This is a genomic window from Caballeronia sp. GAWG2-1 (genome assembly GCF_023631405.1).
Lineage (GTDB): Bacteria > Pseudomonadota > Gammaproteobacteria > Burkholderiales > Burkholderiaceae > Caballeronia.
The window spans coordinates 93847-110292 of the sequence record NZ_JALQDD010000031.1 but is presented as its reverse complement, the minus strand read 5'-3'; the positions used below and the strand labels follow the sequence as shown (position 1 = coordinate 110292).

General features: G+C 61.1%; 15 protein-coding genes. 7 read left to right on the top strand and 8 right to left on the bottom strand.

What is annotated here, in order from left to right:
• Positions 1 to 11: 11 nt before the first annotated feature.
• From NCR98_RS20840 to NCR98_RS20830, 3 genes are read right to left on the bottom strand one after another with little or no spacing between them, the layout of a single operon-like run.
• Positions 12 to 494 carry a DUF3304 domain-containing protein gene (locus NCR98_RS20840; RefSeq protein WP_250527144.1) on the bottom strand — a complete coding sequence of 161 codons (483 nt, stop codon included), beginning with the start codon at positions 492 to 494 and terminating at the stop codon, positions 12 to 14.
• On the bottom strand, positions 488 to 1321 hold the full coding sequence (locus NCR98_RS20835; RefSeq protein ID WP_250527143.1) for a DUF4123 domain-containing protein: 834 nt from the start codon (positions 1319 to 1321) through the stop codon (positions 488 to 490). Before NCR98_RS20835 ends, NCR98_RS20840 begins: the two co-directional genes overlap by 7 nt.
• Positions 1318 to 3711 carry a DUF2345 domain-containing protein gene (locus NCR98_RS20830; protein ID WP_250527142.1) on the bottom strand — a complete coding sequence of 798 codons (2394 nt, stop codon included), beginning with the start codon at positions 3709 to 3711 and terminating at the stop codon, positions 1318 to 1320. Before NCR98_RS20830 ends, NCR98_RS20835 begins: the two co-directional genes overlap by 4 nt.
• 220 nt (positions 3712 to 3931) lie before the next feature.
• On the opposite strand from NCR98_RS20830, the gene NCR98_RS20825 reads away from it, so the two are divergent.
• Positions 3932 to 5032 carry a LacI family DNA-binding transcriptional regulator gene (locus tag NCR98_RS20825; RefSeq protein ID WP_404989374.1) on the top strand — a complete coding sequence of 367 codons (1101 nt, stop codon included), beginning with the start codon at positions 3932 to 3934 and terminating at the stop codon, positions 5030 to 5032.
• 15 nt (positions 5033 to 5047) lie between these two features.
• Here the strand turns inward: NCR98_RS20825 and NCR98_RS20820 are convergent, their stop codons facing one another.
• Positions 5048 to 6865: an IlvD/Edd family dehydratase gene (locus NCR98_RS20820; RefSeq protein ID WP_244831110.1), complete on the bottom strand. Its 1818-nt coding sequence runs from the start codon at positions 6863 to 6865 to the stop codon at positions 5048 to 5050.
• 214 nt (positions 6866 to 7079) lie between these two features.
• On the opposite strand from NCR98_RS20820, the gene NCR98_RS20815 reads away from it, so the two are divergent.
• From NCR98_RS20815 to NCR98_RS20805, 3 genes are read left to right on the top strand one after another with little or no spacing between them, the layout of a single operon-like run.
• Positions 7080 to 8468 carry an MFS transporter gene (locus NCR98_RS20815; RefSeq protein ID WP_250467818.1) on the top strand — a complete coding sequence of 463 codons (1389 nt, stop codon included), beginning with the start codon at positions 7080 to 7082 and terminating at the stop codon, positions 8466 to 8468.
• A gap of 52 nt (positions 8469 to 8520) precedes the next feature.
• On the top strand, positions 8521 to 8976 hold the full coding sequence (locus NCR98_RS20810; protein WP_250527141.1) for a YaiI/YqxD family protein: 456 nt from the start codon (positions 8521 to 8523) through the stop codon (positions 8974 to 8976).
• Positions 8977 to 9029: 53 nt separating this feature from the next.
• Complete coding sequence (locus NCR98_RS20805) at positions 9030 to 9203, top strand: hypothetical protein (protein WP_250467816.1); 174 nt, start codon at positions 9030 to 9032, stop codon at positions 9201 to 9203.
• Positions 9204 to 9285: 82 nt separating this feature from the next.
• Here the strand turns inward: NCR98_RS20805 and NCR98_RS20800 are convergent, their stop codons facing one another.
• Both NCR98_RS20800 and NCR98_RS20795 read right to left on the bottom strand, forming a co-directional pair.
• On the bottom strand, positions 9286 to 10326 hold the full coding sequence (locus NCR98_RS20800; protein ID WP_250527140.1) for an aldo/keto reductase: 1041 nt from the start codon (positions 10324 to 10326) through the stop codon (positions 9286 to 9288).
• A gap of 29 nt (positions 10327 to 10355) precedes the next feature.
• A complete protein-coding gene (locus NCR98_RS20795; RefSeq protein ID WP_244831106.1) occupies positions 10356 to 11153 on the bottom strand; it encodes an SDR family NAD(P)-dependent oxidoreductase in 798 nt (265 codons plus the stop codon).
• A 105-nt stretch (positions 11154 to 11258) separates the two neighbouring features.
• Here NCR98_RS20795 and NCR98_RS20790 point away from each other — a divergent pair, with 105 nt between their 5' ends.
• Positions 11259 to 11807, top strand: coding sequence for a MarR family winged helix-turn-helix transcriptional regulator (locus NCR98_RS20790; RefSeq protein ID WP_250527139.1), 549 nt, complete (start codon positions 11259 to 11261; stop codon positions 11805 to 11807).
• 26 nt (positions 11808 to 11833) lie between these two features.
• Here the strand turns inward: NCR98_RS20790 and aqpZ are convergent, their stop codons facing one another.
• Positions 11834 to 12565 (bottom strand): aquaporin Z, encoded by a 732-nt coding sequence (gene aqpZ / locus NCR98_RS20785; protein ID WP_250493856.1) that lies wholly within the window; start codon positions 12563 to 12565, stop codon positions 11834 to 11836.
• A gap of 393 nt (positions 12566 to 12958) precedes the next feature.
• Here aqpZ and NCR98_RS20780 point away from each other — a divergent pair, with 393 nt between their 5' ends.
• Positions 12959 to 13705, top strand: a complete 747-nt coding sequence (locus NCR98_RS20780; protein ID WP_244831103.1) for a glucose 1-dehydrogenase — start codon at positions 12959 to 12961, stop codon at positions 13703 to 13705.
• A 48-nt stretch (positions 13706 to 13753) separates the two neighbouring features.
• On the opposite strand, the gene NCR98_RS20775 is transcribed toward NCR98_RS20780, so the two are convergent.
• Positions 13754 to 15325, bottom strand: a complete 1572-nt coding sequence (locus NCR98_RS20775) for an alanine/glycine:cation symporter family protein (protein ID WP_250527138.1) — start codon at positions 15323 to 15325, stop codon at positions 13754 to 13756.
• A gap of 290 nt (positions 15326 to 15615) precedes the next feature.
• Between NCR98_RS20775 and NCR98_RS20770 the strand changes: the two genes are divergently transcribed.
• Positions 15616 to 16425 (top strand): class II aldolase/adducin family protein, encoded by an 810-nt coding sequence (locus NCR98_RS20770; protein WP_250527137.1) that lies wholly within the window; start codon positions 15616 to 15618, stop codon positions 16423 to 16425.
• The last annotated feature ends 21 nt before the right edge of the window (positions 16426 to 16446 follow it).

The window sequence follows — 16446 nt, the reverse complement described above, 5'->3', positions numbered from 1 at the left end:
TATTTATTCTCTTATCGTACAAAGGGCATTCGTCGCTCAAGCTTCAATCGCGGCGGCGAGGGTCCATCCGAACCAGATATGGCGGCCTCAATATGACCGTCCGGGTAGAAGTGAATCTCAAGATATTTCGGATTAGGAGGAATAGAGCCTCTTACTTCGACTCGTACTTTTTTGGCTGGCTTGGGCGGATCGACGATTTTCCTTGAAGGATAGGATTCGAGAGCGTCCATTGAGTATCCAACCTCGACCCAAAAGGGCATTTTTGTCTTGCGACTCATAATGACGCAGCAGGAAACACTTCCACCGCCAGAAGTCGGCGTGCTTAGCTCAACACTGCCTCCCCCCTGACCATTCACTCCGAAGTTCCAGAAGGCGCGATCGGTGTAGTTGTATCCAATTATTCCGAGCATGTATGGATCTTGTGTGCACCCCCCGAGACTCGTAAGCGCCAGCAAGCTTGCCAATGCAATACGTTTAAATCGCCTTTTCAGCATGATTTCGGCTCCTCTTGTTCCTCTTGTTTATGTGCTGCGAGCAAAGCCGATCTCACCCGGTTAGTCAGCAACATATGACTGAGCAACTCCTCGGTTGTTGCCTGCGCGACAATCCCCTCGCAGACCCGGTAGCGAGTCTGTGCATCGAACTCAGCGAGGAGATCGTCATCGCTCAGCTGCAGCGAATGCAACACGGAATCAGGCAAACCGGCGTCCACAAAGACCTCAGTCTGTTGCTCGCTTAGCCGAAGTGGACCGCAGTATGAGTCTTCAGTCTCGTCAGCCAAGATCAATTTCTGCGTCTCACCATACCTATCGAGATACCACCATTGTTTTGCGAGTCCGAGATACGCCCGACGCTGCTCGGCAGACAAAGCGCGGTCAAGCACGGCGAGCGAGCGCGTATCGAAAAATTTCATCTGCCACTCACTGCCGTCCTCGCACAATGCATCTAGCCGCTCGCTCAGGCCGCAGATCAGATCGTCGGTTGGCAGGCGAGAGAACAGGAACGACACGCCGCGGTAATCATCTACGCAGGCGTGCGCCAGCCGCGTCAGGAGCTTCGATGGCTTCTCGGCCCCTCGCGCGATACGAACCAGGTACGGACCATACTGACTGCGTCCATCCTCCGACTGCGCATCGAAAATTAACGACAGCCGCTGATTGCTGATGTCCTGCCCCAGCCACTGACGCAGCTCGCGATAGAGCGGCGGAAAAGCCACGCCATATACCAACGCGTAGGTCTGAATATCTTGATTGGCTTGCTGAAATTCATGAATCGCCGTACTTAGCGCCTGTGCTTCGAGTTCTGGGTTGTTCGGTGTCATTTCGTACCCAACAGTGCGCCTTGCGAGAATTCCGAAAGCAGACATGGAATGCAGATGGACTTGGGCAGCAACGGGAGTTCCGGCTGCATTGACGCGGGGCCGGGTCGGTCCCAGGAGGCACCTCGCTCCAGGATGGCGCCCATGGTTCCGTTCTCGATCTGGCTAGCGTTGATCTTGATGTACGAGCCGCCCGCGCCAATCCACACTTCCTTTTTCGCGGCGAGGACCAATCGGCCCTCCGTGCTCGTGACGGTGACGTCCTTCAGGGCCGTCAACGCCATCTCGTCGCTGTGCGCCTCGATCCTGACCTTCCCTTTCGCGGCGATTAACTCGATCCCAAGCTTATGCGCGCACAGCGAAATGAGTTCGCCAGCCGCCATGCGCAGCCGCCGCATGATGCTCACGTCCATGTGCTCCCCTGCGGTGACAATCACGTTCTCGCCCGCCGAATGCTGGACCGATTTCGGCGTAACGAAGGCCATGCCGCCCGGTGTGCTCGCGAGTAACCCGGCATCATGAAGCTGGCTCAACCCGTCCACGAGCGCCGCCTGCGTGTCCTTGTCAGCCGCGTCAGCGTTGGCCTGCTTATTCGCGTCTACGAGAGCCGTCACGCGCTCGAACGCCACCTTTAATTGCTGGATCGCAGCGGGCATCTCCAGGTGCGGCGTATCAGCGCCAGCCGCCGCATCGGCCGAAAAGAACAGTCCTTTCGCTGCGCGCACGGTCCCCCAAGCCTGGGTGGTCGCTTCAAAGCCCTCGCCTCGCGCAAGCTTTTTACTGTTGAGCAGATAGCCCTGATTGAACGCCGTCTGGCTGTAGACCGTGGCGATACGCGCGCTTTCCTTGCCTCGCAGATCATTGAAGACGACCTCGGCGCCGAGCAGTGGCGCGCGCCAGATTGCGTAACTGAACATCGCATCGGCGCCGTGCACCACGTCCGGATGCGAGTAGTCATGGAGCGCTCCGACGATATGCATGCGATCTACATCGGCATGCGCCGCACCAAGCAGAACCTCCGTGGACGGCAGCAAAGGCGAATGGAAGCCACCTTGATACGACGAAGACGGACGAAGCAGCCGCAGCTTCAGCAACTGCTTGTCAGTGTTAGCCGTTCCCTGCAGGAACTTCGGCAACACAGGATATCGGCCATGCTCGTCCATGCAGCCATAAGGCGACGAGTCAAACGTCGTGACGACGCCAACGACCGGTCCCTTCAGAAATCTCCAGTCGCGTTCATAAACGAAGTCGGGACGGTAGGCCAGATGCGCGGGCATCGCCTTGAAGCGGACATGCGCCGGTTTCGATCGGCTGCCCTTCATCGTCATCGACTCGACCACGAATCCATACGGAGCGCTCGCCAGCTTCGTATTGGTCAGCTTGACCACCACGCCTGGCGCCATGCCCTTCGCGTTGCTCTTGCCCGAAAGCTTTACCTGCTTTGCAATCTGCTCATCGCGCCGCGTCTGTGCTCGCGACTCACCCTGCTGAGGCGTCAGATGAAATTCCGCGCTACCGCTGATTCGCCCGAAGACCGATTGGTCATTGGCCTCATTGGAAACGCTCGCGCTTGCCCGCAGCGGATCTTCCGGCGTGCGGTAATTGCGCTCCCACAACTCGATGGCGGCCGGCACCAGCGTACGCGTCTCGCTGACGGAGAGTGCAGCCTCATGCCAGTTGCTGTTCATGCCCGAGTCAGAGAGCAGGGGTACGTCGATCGAGCGCACGTACCCGCGCGGATTGTCCGTGAACACGAGCGTGTCCAGTTGACCATCCTTGCCTCGACCCTGCTTGTAAAACCAGCATATGCCTCGACGTTTTGCATGACGTGTCACGAAGGCCCACACGGACTCCTCGTACATCACAACCTGCTCCATCTTCTCTTGCGCGCCTTCCAGATGGAACTCGATATCGAAGGCATCGATGTTCTTCCGGTCGACGAGCAGTCGCGTCACCATCTCCTGAAAGGTGATGTCTTTGAATACATCCGAGCCATGCACGCGCTTGCAGAGCGCGGCGAACCGAGGTTCGATCCGGAGTTTGTAGGTCGCCTCGTCGCGGCTCGCTTTGATGCGTTCGAAGCGCGTGACGATGCCATTGAAAGTGGCCGCCTCGTGATCGACAGGCTGGACATAATTCACCGACGGGACGGCTACTCGCTCGTCGATCTGCAAGCCCGCACGCCGACCCACGCAGAGCTTGCCATTGATATCGAGACGCGGCGAGGTAACGGTGACCTCCGCCTTGTAGTCATCGCATAATCCTGCTTTGACCTTGAACTTGAGCACGTCGAGATTGAGCTCGAGCGTACCGACCCATATGCTCAAACGCTGGGTGAGTCGCGCGCTTGGATGCTGCAGCGCGTCCGTCAGTTTTTTCGTTACAGCATTCATTCGCATCCCGTTCAGTTGGACGCAACGAATGGAACCGTCGCGCCTGGAGCTTTTTAGCGCAGGAATTTAGGGTTGCAACAAAAGAACGTCAATCGATCGGCTGACAAATAGGAATAGTCTCAAGTAGCTAAGGTCACGCTCATCGTCTGAACGCGAACTTGCCCCCCCCACAAGCCGGTATGATTACCCCCATCGAATCATCACCGCGCAACGCCCCGGCATGACATCAGTCAACGATCCCACATCACCCACCGCCGCCCCCGTGCGCATGGCCGATGTCGCGCGTATCGCCGGGGTGTCGAAGATGTCGGTGTCGCGCGTTTTGACAGGCCAGCACGTCAGCGAAGAGACGCGCGCGCGAGTCATGGATGCCGTGCTGAAAACCGGCTATGTCGCCGATGCCATCGCGGGTGCGTTCTCTTCCGGCCGAACGAATGTCGTCGCGGTCATCGTGCCGTCGTTATCGAGTTCGAATTTTGCGGAGACCGTGCGCGGCATCAACGATGTCGTCGAGGCGCGCAGTCTGCGCCTCTTGCTCGCCAACACGGACTATCTGCTCGAAAGGGAAGAAGCGCTCATCCGCGCGCTCCTGAGTCATCAGCCGCGTGCCGTCGTCATCACGGGAGGTCAGCACACGTCCAAGGCGCGCGCCATGCTCAAACAGGCGCGCATTCCAGTGGTCGAAATCTGGGAGATTCCCGCGAAACCCGTGGATCGCGTCGTCGGCTTCTCCAACGCGGACGCGGCCGCCGCGATGATGCGCTATCTCTATGCGCGCGGCTATCGGCGCATTGGCTTCGTGAGCAGCGCATCGCACCTGGATTTGCGCGGCGTCGCGCGGCGCAATGGCTATCTCGGCGCCGTGAAGGAAGCGGGTCTGCACGACATCCGCGAAATCGCGCACACGGACTGGACCACGGACATGGCGCACGGCGCGGCCATGGGTCACGGCGGCGCGGCGCTCGAACAGATCCTCGACCGATGGCCCGATACCGACGCCATCATGTGCACGAGCGACATCCACGCGTTCGGCGTCATCATGGCGTGTCATCGGCGCGGTATGTCGGTGCCGCGCGATATTGCGGTGGCGGGCTTCGGCGACTTCGAAGTGTCGCGCCATTGCTATCCGACCATCACCACCGTATCCGTCGATGCCTACGGGATCGGTCACGCCACCGGCGAATCGCTGCTCGCCGCGCTCGACGAGTCCGAGACACCCAACGCGTCGCGGCGCGAAATCGCGCAGGCGCGTCCCGACCGGCAGGACGTGCCCACGTTCATGCGTGTGCCTTACGAAGTCATCCCGCGAGAAAGCGCGTAAGGACCTCGCTACGGCTCAGTGGTTGTGCCGCGACTCGCCGCGCGTCTCGATGATGTCCTGATAGCCGAGCGCCGGCTCAAGACATGCGCCGCTGCCCTGCTGCCCGACCATGCTGCGATAAATCTCTTCCCACGGCGTCTTGTTCTGCAACTCGATAGGCACGTACGCTTCGCGGCGCTGCGCCATTTCATCATCGCCGATCAGCACGTTGACCTTGTAGTTCTGCAAGTCGATTCTCAAGCGGTCGCCCGTCTTCAGCAGCGCGAGGTTGCCGCCCACCGCCGCTTCCGGCGATACGTTGAGAATCGAAGGCGTCGCGCAGGTTCCGCTTTGGCGGCCATCGCCCAGTGTCGGCAACTGCGTGATGCCTTGCTTGATGAGCGCGGCGGGCGGCTGCATGTTCACCACTTCCGCGCCGCCTGGATAACCCACCGGCCCGCAATTGCGAATCACCAGCACGGAACGTTCGTCGATCTCGAGCGCGGGGTCGTCGATACGCGCGTGATAATCCTCCGGTCCCTCGAAGACGATCGCCTTGCCTTCGAACACGTTCGGATGCTCGGGATCGGAGAGAAAGCGCTTGCGGAAGGCGTCGTCGATCACGCTGATCTTCATCACCGCGCTGTCGAACAGATTGCCGGAGAGCACGACGTAGCCCGCCGCCGGCTTAAGCGGATCGTCATACGCGCGAATCACTTCGCGATCCACGTCTGCGACGGCGGCCAGGTCTTCGCCGAGCGTCTTGCCCGTGACCGTACGCACGCTCGTGTCGAGCTTGCCTGCCGCCTGCAGTTCGCGCATGACGGCCGGCACGCCGCCCGCGCGATGGAACGCCTCACCGAGAAAGCGGCCAGCGGGCTGACAGTCCACCAGCAAGGGAATCTCGGGACCGAGGCGCTGCCAGTCATCCAGCGTGTGATCCACGCCCATATGCCGCGCAATCGCGATCATGTGAATCGGACAATTCGACGATGCCCCGAGCGCCGCCGCCGCGACCACGGCGTTTTCGAAAGCGCCCTTGGTCATGATGTCCGAAGGCCGCAGATTCTCGTGCACCATGCCGACAATGCGCTGCCCCGTGCGATACGCCACCCAGCCGCGTTCGCGATGCGGCCCGGGAATCGCGGCGCAACCGGGCAAGGACATGCCGAGCGCTTCGGCGAGCGAATTCATCGACAACGCCGTGCCCATGGTGTTGCAATGCCCGACAGAAGGCGCGGACGACGACACTTCGTCCATGAACGTCTCATAGTCGATCTCGCCGATGGCGTGACGCTTGCGCGCGTCCCAGATGATGGTGCCCGAGCCCGCGAGCTTGCCCTTCCACCAGCCGTCGAGCATGGGACCGCCCGACAGCACGATAGCCGGAATGTTGACGGTCGCCGCGGCCATCAGACACGCGGGCGTGGTCTTGTCGCAACCGGTGGTGAGCACCACGCCATCGAGCGGATAGCCGTGCAGGATTTCGACGAGCCCGAGATACGCGAGATTGCGGTCGAGCGCGGCGGTCGGGCGCTTGCCGGTTTCCTGGATCGGATGCACGGGGAATTCGAGTGGAATGCCGCCTGCATCGCGGATGCCGTCGCGCACGCGCGTCGCCAGTTCCAGATGATGCCGGTTGCAGGGCGCGAGATCGGAGCCCGTCTGTGCAATGCCGATGATCGGCTTGCCCGACTGCAATTCCTCGCGCGTGATGCCGTAGTTCATATAGCGCTCGAGATAGAGCGCGGTCATGCCGGGGTTCGAGGGATCGTCGAACCAGCGGCGGCTGCGCAGGCGCTTCTTGTTCTGAGCGTCTTCGGATTGGGGAGCTGAGTTATTCGTTGGTGTCATGACAGTACTCGCGATACGTTGACGACGGGGTTACAGCCTACGCGCATTCGGGCAAATGCCCATTAACGCTTTCTTGTAGATCGGCATCCCTCCATGTTAGATTTTGTTGACGGTTACCGATAACCGGGTTTATCCGAAGATGCCGGTTTTCGTCCGGCTTTCAGATCGAGTGTCGTCAGAGAGACACCGCGCAGGAATCAGGAGACACGAGAAGATGACGTCCCACCACGATGCGTTGGCGCATGCCGGCGCGCTTCCGCTCGATCGTCCTTCCGACGGCGCTTCCGCGCCCGTTTCCGCGAGGCAGCTTCGGCGCGCGATTCTCACGAGCGCCGTCGGCAGCGCGCTCGAATACTACGACTTCGCTATCTTCGGGCTGGCCACGGCATTGATCTTCAGCCGCGTGTTCTTTTCCACGCTCGACGCGAGCGCAGGTCTGCTCGCGAGCTTCGCGACCTACGGCGTGGGCTTTCTCGCGCGTCCGCTCGGCGGCTTGTTCTTCGGCTCGCTCGGGGATAGGAAAGGCCGAAAGTTCGTCCTGTTGCTGACCATCGCGATCATGGGCGTATCCACGACGCTCGTCGGCTTGCTGCCCGCCGGTCCGCTCGGCGCGGTCGGGCTCGTCTTGCTGCGCCTCACGCAAGGATTCGGCGCGGGCGCGGAACAGGCGGGCGCATCCACCTTGATGGCCGAAGTCGCGCCCGTGAAGACGCGTGGCTTCTTCGCGGCGCTTCCGTTCGTCGGCATCTTCGCGGGCTTCGGCATTGCGACGGCGACGTTCAGCATCATGCAGCACTCGATGGATCAGGCCACGCTCCTCGCCTGGGGCTGGCGCATTCCGTTCCTCGCGAGCGTCGTGCTGATCGGCGTCGCCATCTGGATACGCTTGCGTCTGCGCGAAAGCCCGACCTTCGCCGCGCTCGAAGGCGGACACAAGGTCGCGCGTTCGCCGATGCGGCTCGTCATCAAGGACGCGCGCCGCACCGTCGTCGCGGCCGTGCTGATGCGGCTTGCGGAACAAGGCGGCTCGACCATCTATACGACCATCGTGATCGCGTTCCTCAGCGGCACCGTGGCGGCGCGGCACGGCGTGCCGCCAGCGGAACTGGCGCGCGTGGGCACGAGCGGCGCGCTCATCGCTACTTTGTCGAGCGTGATTACCACACCGCTTTTCGGGGCTTTGTCGGATCGGCTCGGGCGCAAGACGGTGTATCGCGGCGGCGCGATCTTCATGCTGCTCTGGGCGTTCCCCGCGTGGTGGATGGTGAGCACCGGCAGCTTCTGGTGGGTCGCGCTCGCGATGTTCGGCGGGCTCGCCATCGGCGCAAACAGCATGCTCGGGGCGCAGTGCGCGCATTTCGCGGAACTCTTCGGCAATCGCTATCGGTACTCGGGCGTGGCCTTGTCGCGCGAGATCGGCGCGGTGTTGTCGGGCGGACTCGCGCCAATTCTCGGCATCTATCTGATTGGCCGCGCGGGCGGCGGCTTCTGGGTCATGGGCGCATACACCGCCGTGTTGTCGGCGCTCACGCTCGTCGGCGTCGCCATGTCCACCGAGACCCGTGGCCGCGATCTCACCGACTTGCGCGACGCCGTTCGTTGAGCGTTGGCATCGGGAGTATGATCGGCGTCTTCCTTCGAGCGGACGCCAGTCAATGGAAATTTTCGTCGATGCCGACGCCTGCCCTGCCATCGTCAAGGACATTCTGTTCCGCGCCGGGCCGCGCGTGGAAGTACGCGTGACGCTCGTCGCCAATCAATTTCTGCGCACGCCCGCGTCGCCGTGGCTGCGCGCCATTCAAGTCCCTGCGGGCTTCGACGTCGCGGATAAGCGCATCGTCGAAATGGCGCAAGCCGGCGATCTCGTCATCACCGCGGACATTCCGCTTGCGGCCGCCGCGCTCGCGAAAGGCGCGCATGTGCTCGACCCGCGCGGAGAATGGATGAACGCGGAAAATATCGAGGAGCGACTCTCCATTCGCGCGATGATGGATCAGTTGCGCAGTTCCGGCGTGCAGACCGGCGGCCCGCCGCCCTACGCTCCGCGCGATGGCAAGAAGTTCGCGGGCGAACTGGACAGATTTCTCGCGAAGCAGTCCGCCACAAAGTAATCTTGTTGCGCAAAACGCATCACATAACGTAATCGTAAAGTTCGGTTGATACGATGGCGCCTCCTCTCAATCCCCTGATAATCGACGTCATGAAGAAAGCTGTTTTCGCCGCACTGCTGGCCGCCACCACGTTCCTTTCCGTTACCACCGCTTTCGCGGCCCCCCACCATCATGCCGAGTGCCACAAGGTGCGCGTGCATCATCATTGGGAACGCCACTGCAAGTAACGGCTGCCTCGTGCGGTCTTTGAAAAGCCTCGCTTAATGCGAGGCTTTTTGTTTTTTGGGGCCGAGGCTCGCGCCCTTTTCTTCATCGAACCGGCGTCAGCGGATAATCCAGCAAATCCGCCTTGCCGCCCGCCAGCCGGCTGCGCGTTCTCTCCGCGTTCACCACGTCATGCGGAAAACCGAGCGGCGTGGCGCTTGCCGCATCCAGACGCGCGAGCTGCTCCGCACTAAGCGTGACCGCGAGCGCACCGAGGTTGTCGTCCAGCTGCTTCAAGGTACGCGGTCCGATGATCGGCAACACGCCCTTCGCGAGCACCCACGCAATCGCCACCTGCGCCGCCGATACACCCAGCTCATTGGCGATGGCGAGAACCGCGTCGACCGTGGCGGTCTTGCGCGCGTCGCTTTCGTCGTGGATCACGACACCGAGTCCTTGCTTGCGCCCCGTCTCGCCTTGCCGATACTTACCGCTCAGAAGCCCGCCTCCGAGCGGCGACCAGGCCACCGTGCCAAGACCGAAAGCCGCGGCCATTGGCAGCAACTCGCGTTCGACGGTGCGCTCGACCAGGCTGTACTCGATCTGCAACGCGCTGATCGGCGCCCAACCGCGCATCTCGGCGATCGTCGCCGCCGTCGCGACGCGCCAGGCGGGAAAGTCCGATAGCCCCGCATAGAGGATCTTGCCGGCGCGCACGAGGTCGTCGAGCCCGCGCGCGATCTCCTCGCTTGGCGTCACGCCGTCGGGCATGTGCACCCAGAGAAGATCGATGCGATCGGTATCGAGCCGTTTCAGGCTTGCATCGACCGCCTGCACCATCGCCTTGCGGCTGTTGCCGGTGCGCTGCAGACCCGCGTCCGGCGACGCCCCGAGCGAGAATTTGCTCGCGAGCACGATGTCCTCGCGCTCCGCCTTGATGAACTCGGCGAGGATGGTTTCGCTATCGCCGAACTGATAGCTGTCGGCGGTATCGATAAAATTGCCGCCTGCCGCACGATACGTATCGAAGACCGTCTTCGCTTCGTCGCGCTCCGAGCCGTATCCCCAACCCGTGCCGAAGTTGCCCGTGCCCAAAGCCAGCGACGATACCTTCAGCCCCGTACTTCCGAAAATGCGATAACGCATGTCGATCTGCTCCTCTCCGTTTCCGGCGATCAGGCGCGATAGCGCGGCGCGGCGGTGCCGTTCTGCGATGCGCGGAATAGCGTTTGACGCGCTTCTTCGAAGCTGTGCAACAACTGCGCGTCGTGTACCGACGGCATGGTGATGGCTTCACCCTGATCGAAACCTTCGAGCGCGGCATCGACCATGTCTTCGGTGCGCATGACCGTGCCCGCCGCCAGCGAGTCGAGCGGCACGCCCGATTCGTCCCAGATTTCCGTGGCCGTCGCTGCGGGCAGCACCGCTTGCACCTTCACGCCGGTGTTCGCGAGTTCCAGTTGCAAGCCGCGCGTGTAGTTCAGAACGAAGCCCTTCGTGCCGCTATAAACAGCGCTGACCGGCAAGGTGTCGAGCGCCAGCACCGAAGCAATGTTGATGATCGCGCCTTCGTTGCGCGCGACGAAACCGGGCACCACGGCTTGCGTCAGACGAACGAGCGCGGTGATATTGAGCGCGATCTGCGTGGCCGTATCCGCCACCGATGACTGCGCCACCGGCCGCAACCGCGCGAGTCCCGCGTTATTGACGAGCACGTGGATGTTCGCTTCGGCCGCGATGCGCTGCTCGACGCGTTGCAGATCCGCCTCGCTGGTCAGGTCTGCGACGACCGTCTCGACGTTCACGCCATGCGCGCCGCCAATCTCGCTCGCCAGTTCGCGCAGACGGTCGGCGCGACGCGCGACCAGCCACAGGTCGTAGCCGCGCGCGGCCAGACGTTGCGCATACACCGCGCCGATACCCGACGACGCGCCCGTGACAACCGCAATCTTGCGGGATGCTTGATTCACCATGACTTCTCCCTGACGAAGGAATAAACTGGAGTTAGTTGAGGGCTCAAGTATATGTGTATTTGCCCGAAGCTTGTCAAGCGCGAGGCAATCAACCATCCTATGCGTATGGAAAAGAAAGCTACATCTAAGGCACGAACGAAGCGTGCCGAGTCCGTTCCGACTATCGAGTCCGATGCCGCGGACGTGTTTGCACCGCTCGCCTGCACGAACACGGCGCTGCGCCGGGCATCGCGTCGACTGAGTCAGCTTTATGACGAGGCGCTCGCGCCGCTCGACATGAAGGCGACGCAAATGGCGCTGCTCTCGCAGATCGATCGATACTGCAAGGAGCACGCGAGCGAAGGACCGTCCCTGCAGGAACTGGCGTCGCGGCTCGGCATTCAGGTGTCGGCGGTGACGCATGCCATGCGTCCGCTCGTGCGTGACGAACTGGTGGAATTACGCGCGGATGCCGAGGACAAGCGCTCGAAGCGCTGCGTGCTTACGGCGTTGGGCAGAAAGCAATTGAAGGCCGCGCTCGCGTATTGGGTGGCTGCGAACCGGCGCGTGGATCGCGTGCTCGGAGCGGGCGCTGCGGCGACGTTGCGGACGCTTGCGGACAAGGTCGCATCGGATGATTTCTTCGAGGCTTATCAGGCCGACAGCGCGCGGTAGCTTCACCGCGCGCCTGGGGCTTGGCGTCAGCTCACCTTGCGGCCCACGATAGGCGCGGTGGGCGACAACGACCCGGACATCGCTGGATAGATCAGGCCCGCGAATACCGCGCCTATTATTGGCGCCACCCAGAACATCCAAAGTTGCTGGATTGCCCACATGCCCGCGAAAAGCGCGGGACCGGTCGAGCGCGCCGGGTTGACCGAGGTGTTGGTCACCGGAATGCTTACCAGATGAATGAGCGTCAGGCAGAGTCCGATGGCGATCGGCGCGAAGCCGACCGGCGCGCGCTCATGCGTGGCCGCGAGAATGACGAACACGAACATGAACGTCATCACGACTTCGGACACGAGTCCTGCGCCTAGCGTGTACTTGCCGGGTGAATGATCGCCGTATCCGTTGGCGGCGAATCCCGCGAAGCGGTCGAAGTCTGGCGCACCCGCAGCGACATATGCGAGCACGGCCGCGCCCGCTATGGCGCCAAGCACCTGAGCGACGATATAAGGACCGACATCGCGCGCGGGAAAACGGCCCGCAACCGTCAGGCCGATTGTGACAGCGGGATTAACATGGCATCCGGAGATGGGACCGACGGCATAGGCCATCGTGAGAAGGCTCAGTCCGAACGCGAGCGACACACCAAGGAGCCCGATTCCGACAGTCGAGAATTTTGCCGCGATGATCGCGCTGCCGCATCCGCCCACCACCAGCCAGAACGTTCCGACGAACTCCGCTAACATTCGATTCTGTAGAGGCATGGCCTTTCTCCGCAGGTTAGTCGCAGTTTAGTAAGTAATACCAATCTATCTGAAGTATGTGGAGCCGCTGTTGAATAAGCAGCCGCCGAGATCGCACCTTCTGTGCTCCTTAAGAGTATGCGAAAGTACGCCGATTGCTAGCCGGATGTTTCAGAATCGGTAACGCTCGCCATTGGGTCCCTTCACCTCTGAAGAATGCGCAAGCCGCGTGGTAATTCATCGTTCGATGAATAACCAGCGTTCGATTGTTCGTTAAATCCCGCAAATCAATTCGTCATATCGGGCTTTTTCAAGATGCCGCTCACGGATACATTGCTTCTCAACGCAAGCCGGCCTGAACCTGATTCAACGCCGGCTTAACTTTCAGCGAATCATCGATAAAGGAAGACAGACATGGGCAAGCTCACCGGCAAGGTTGCAGTCGTAACGGGTGCATCGAAGGGAATCGGCGCGGCAATCGCCAAGGCGCTCGCGGCAGAAGGCGCTTCCGTCGTCGTGAATTACGCAAGCAGCAAGGCGGGCGCGGATGAAGTGGTCGCGGCCATCACCGCGGCAAACGGCAAGGCGACCGCAGTGGGCGGCGATGTGTCGAAGTCGGCGGATGCGCAAGGAATCGTCAATGCCGCCGTCGAAACCTACGGACGGCTGGATATTCTCGTGAACAACTCGGGCGTGTACGAGTTCGCACCAGTCGAGGAAATCACCGAGGAGCATTACCATAAGCAGTTCAACGTGAACGTGCTCGGTGTGCTGCTGACGACCAAGTTCGCTGCGGCGCACCTCGGCGAAGGTGGAAGCATCATCAACGTGAGTTCGGTCGTGTCGCGTATCACGCCGCCGCAAAGCGCGGTTTATAGCGGCACGAAAGGCGCGGTCGATGCCATCACCGGTTCCCTCGCCCGTGAACTCGGCCCGAAGAAGATCCGCGTGAACTCCATCAACCCCGGCATGATCGTGACAGAAGGCACGCAGAGCAACGGCATCATCGGCTCCGACTTCGAGACTCAGATCGTCGCTCAAACGCCGCTTGGCCGCGTTGGCCGCCCGGACGATATCGCGACGATCGCGGTATTCCTGGCCTCGGATGATTCGAAGTGGATCACCGGCGAGCAACTGATCGCCAGCGGCGGTATGCGTTAAGTTGAGCGTTAACGGGTCCTCGCGAGAGGACCTTCGATCACGCCGCCGTCAGCGGGTTGTCTGCTGCGGCGGCGTGGCGCTTTTCCGATCGTCCAGCCAATATTCTGTCTTCACGCCGATGTTCGCCGAGACGAACCTTCCGCCGCTTCCCTTCCGATAATCCGCCAGCGCGCGATACACGAGCCGTTGCCCGGCCAGCACGATCGGAACGTTGAGCAGCACCATGACGATATTCATCAGGTCCGACAACGCCCACAGGTTCGGCAATTCGAGGCCTGCGAGCACCGTCAACGCGCCGAACGGCACGAACACGAGCGAGCCCACGACTCTTATCCCCACGATGAAGGCGCGCCCACGCGAGATGAAATTCGCGGAAATCTCCGCGAACGAGATCATGCCTAGCAACGTTGTGAACGCAAAAAGGCCGTAGCACAGACACATCACGATGCGGATCACGTGGCCCACCGACTCAGGCACCAGCGCCTGCACGGAAGCCAGATAAACCGTGATCTTCGATGCCCTCACCGATTCCCACGCCTGACCATCGACCGTGCCGGTCCACACGTGCGCCATCACGACGATGAAGCCCGTCATCGTGCAGATGACCATGGTGTCGAAGAACACGCCCAGGCTTTGCACGAAACCCTGTTCGCACGGGTGATCGTTATCGGCAATGGCGGCCGCCATCGTAATGGTGCCCTGTCCTGCTTCGTTCGACATCAGCCCGCGCTTCACGCCCTGCGCGAGCGCCGTGCCAATAGCGCCGCCGAACAATGCATGCGGCGCGAACGCCCCGACCACCACTTCGCGAAAGAAGTACGGAATGAGCGGCAGATTAATGAGGATGATAACGAGCGACATCAGGCAGAAGAGCGCGGCCTTGATCGGCACGAGTACATCCGTATAAGCCGTGACTCGCCGAATGCCGCCCATGATGATGAACGAACACGCGACGATCAACCCGCCCGCAATGAAGTAATACACCGCCGATTGCCGCGCGAGATGCGTGCCGGCGACGGTATCGGCAATGGTGCCTATCGCGGTGAACACGTTGAACGTTTGCGGCGGCACGTTGAAAAGCGCATAGACGATAAACACGAGCGACAGAAACGTGCCGACAATTCGCCGGTCGCCGAGAATGCGGCGTCCATAAAACGGCAAGCCGCCGACGAACTCGTTCTGCTTTCTCTCCTTGAAGAGTTGCGCCAGTGTGGATTCCATGAAAGCGGTCGTCATGCCGAAGAACGCCGCGACCCACATCCAGAATAATGCGCCTGGTCCGCCGACGGAAATCGCGCCCGTGATGCCGACAATATTTCCCGGTCCCGCACGCATCGCAAGTCCCAGCATGAACGATGCAAGCGCGCTTACGCCCGTGCTCGATGTCTGCCGGCGCAACATGATACGCACGATCTTGCGCATATTCATGGTCTGGACAAAGCGCGTGCGAATGGAGAAGTAAATGCCGACGCCAACCAGCAGCAGTATTGCGAAGGGGAACTGTCCGAGAACCGGAATCTGTGAATAAGCTTTGAAGTTGGTGGGAAAGTCCCAGAGAAAATCGGAGATGGGCGCGATGAATGCGAAGAACGCATTCACGGATTGGAAAAGATTTTCCACGCAGGCTTATCCTTTGTTGCTGCGACCTGTCCTGAAGGACGGTCGAATTGCAAAAATCTGGCTGATTGCGAGAGCATTGATGCGACCGGCTACGGGCGCGGGCGCTAATTATACTGTCACGCCGCGTCTCAAATAGTCCTGCATTCACGCGCGATTATTTACAAAGCTCTCCCAATCGCATAACTAATCAAGCCGCGCGCTCAATAGCGAATCACCTTTCGATGTTTGTTCGCGCACCTGCACGCCAGCAGAATACCCTTCTCCATCGAATGCAAGGAAAGGTGACTGCAATGGCCGAAGCGGACAGCGCGACGCTCGTGGATATCGCGGAAATCGCGGAAATCGAACGATTCGAACAGACAGGACGCATCGATCTTGCGGCCGCGCATCGCGCAGCGGTCATGCACGATCTGCACGAAGGCATCGCCAATCATTTCTCGCTGTCGCTGCCCGATCCGCGCGGGCGCTTTCTCGTCGCGCCATTCGGTTTGCATTGGTCAGAAGTCAAGGCCAGCGATTTCCTCACGCTCGATTACGACGCCAACCGCATTGCCGGAGAAGGCGTGGTGGAGCAATCGGCGCTATGCATTCACCTGCCGATCCATCAGGCAGATCCAGTTCGTCATGCCGCCGTGCTGCATACGCATATGCCCTACACGACCGCGCTCACGCGTCTTGCGGATCAGCGGCTGTTGCCTATCGGCCAGGCGGAATTGCTGCTGCTCAAGCACATTGCCTACGACGACGAATACACCGGGCTAGCCTACGACATCGAGGAAGGGCGGCGTCTTGCCGACCGTCTCGGCGACAAGAGCATCTTGTTCCTGGCGAATCATGGCGTGATCGTCACGGGGCGCAGCGTGTCGCAGGCGTATGACCGTCTTTATCTGCTCGAACGCGCGGCGCGCTTTCAGGTGCTCGCGTATTCAACCGGCAAACCGCTGCGGCTTTTATCGCAAGAGCAGCAGGACAAGGTGCATCGCCAATACACGGAAGCGGCAAGGGAAGGCGCGGCTTGGTCCGGCAAGCCCTACCACGTGCTGCATTTCGAAGCGCTCAAGCGTCTGCTCGATCAGCGCAATCCCGGTTACGCCCTCTGACCTCCCGCCACTCTTCTGCCG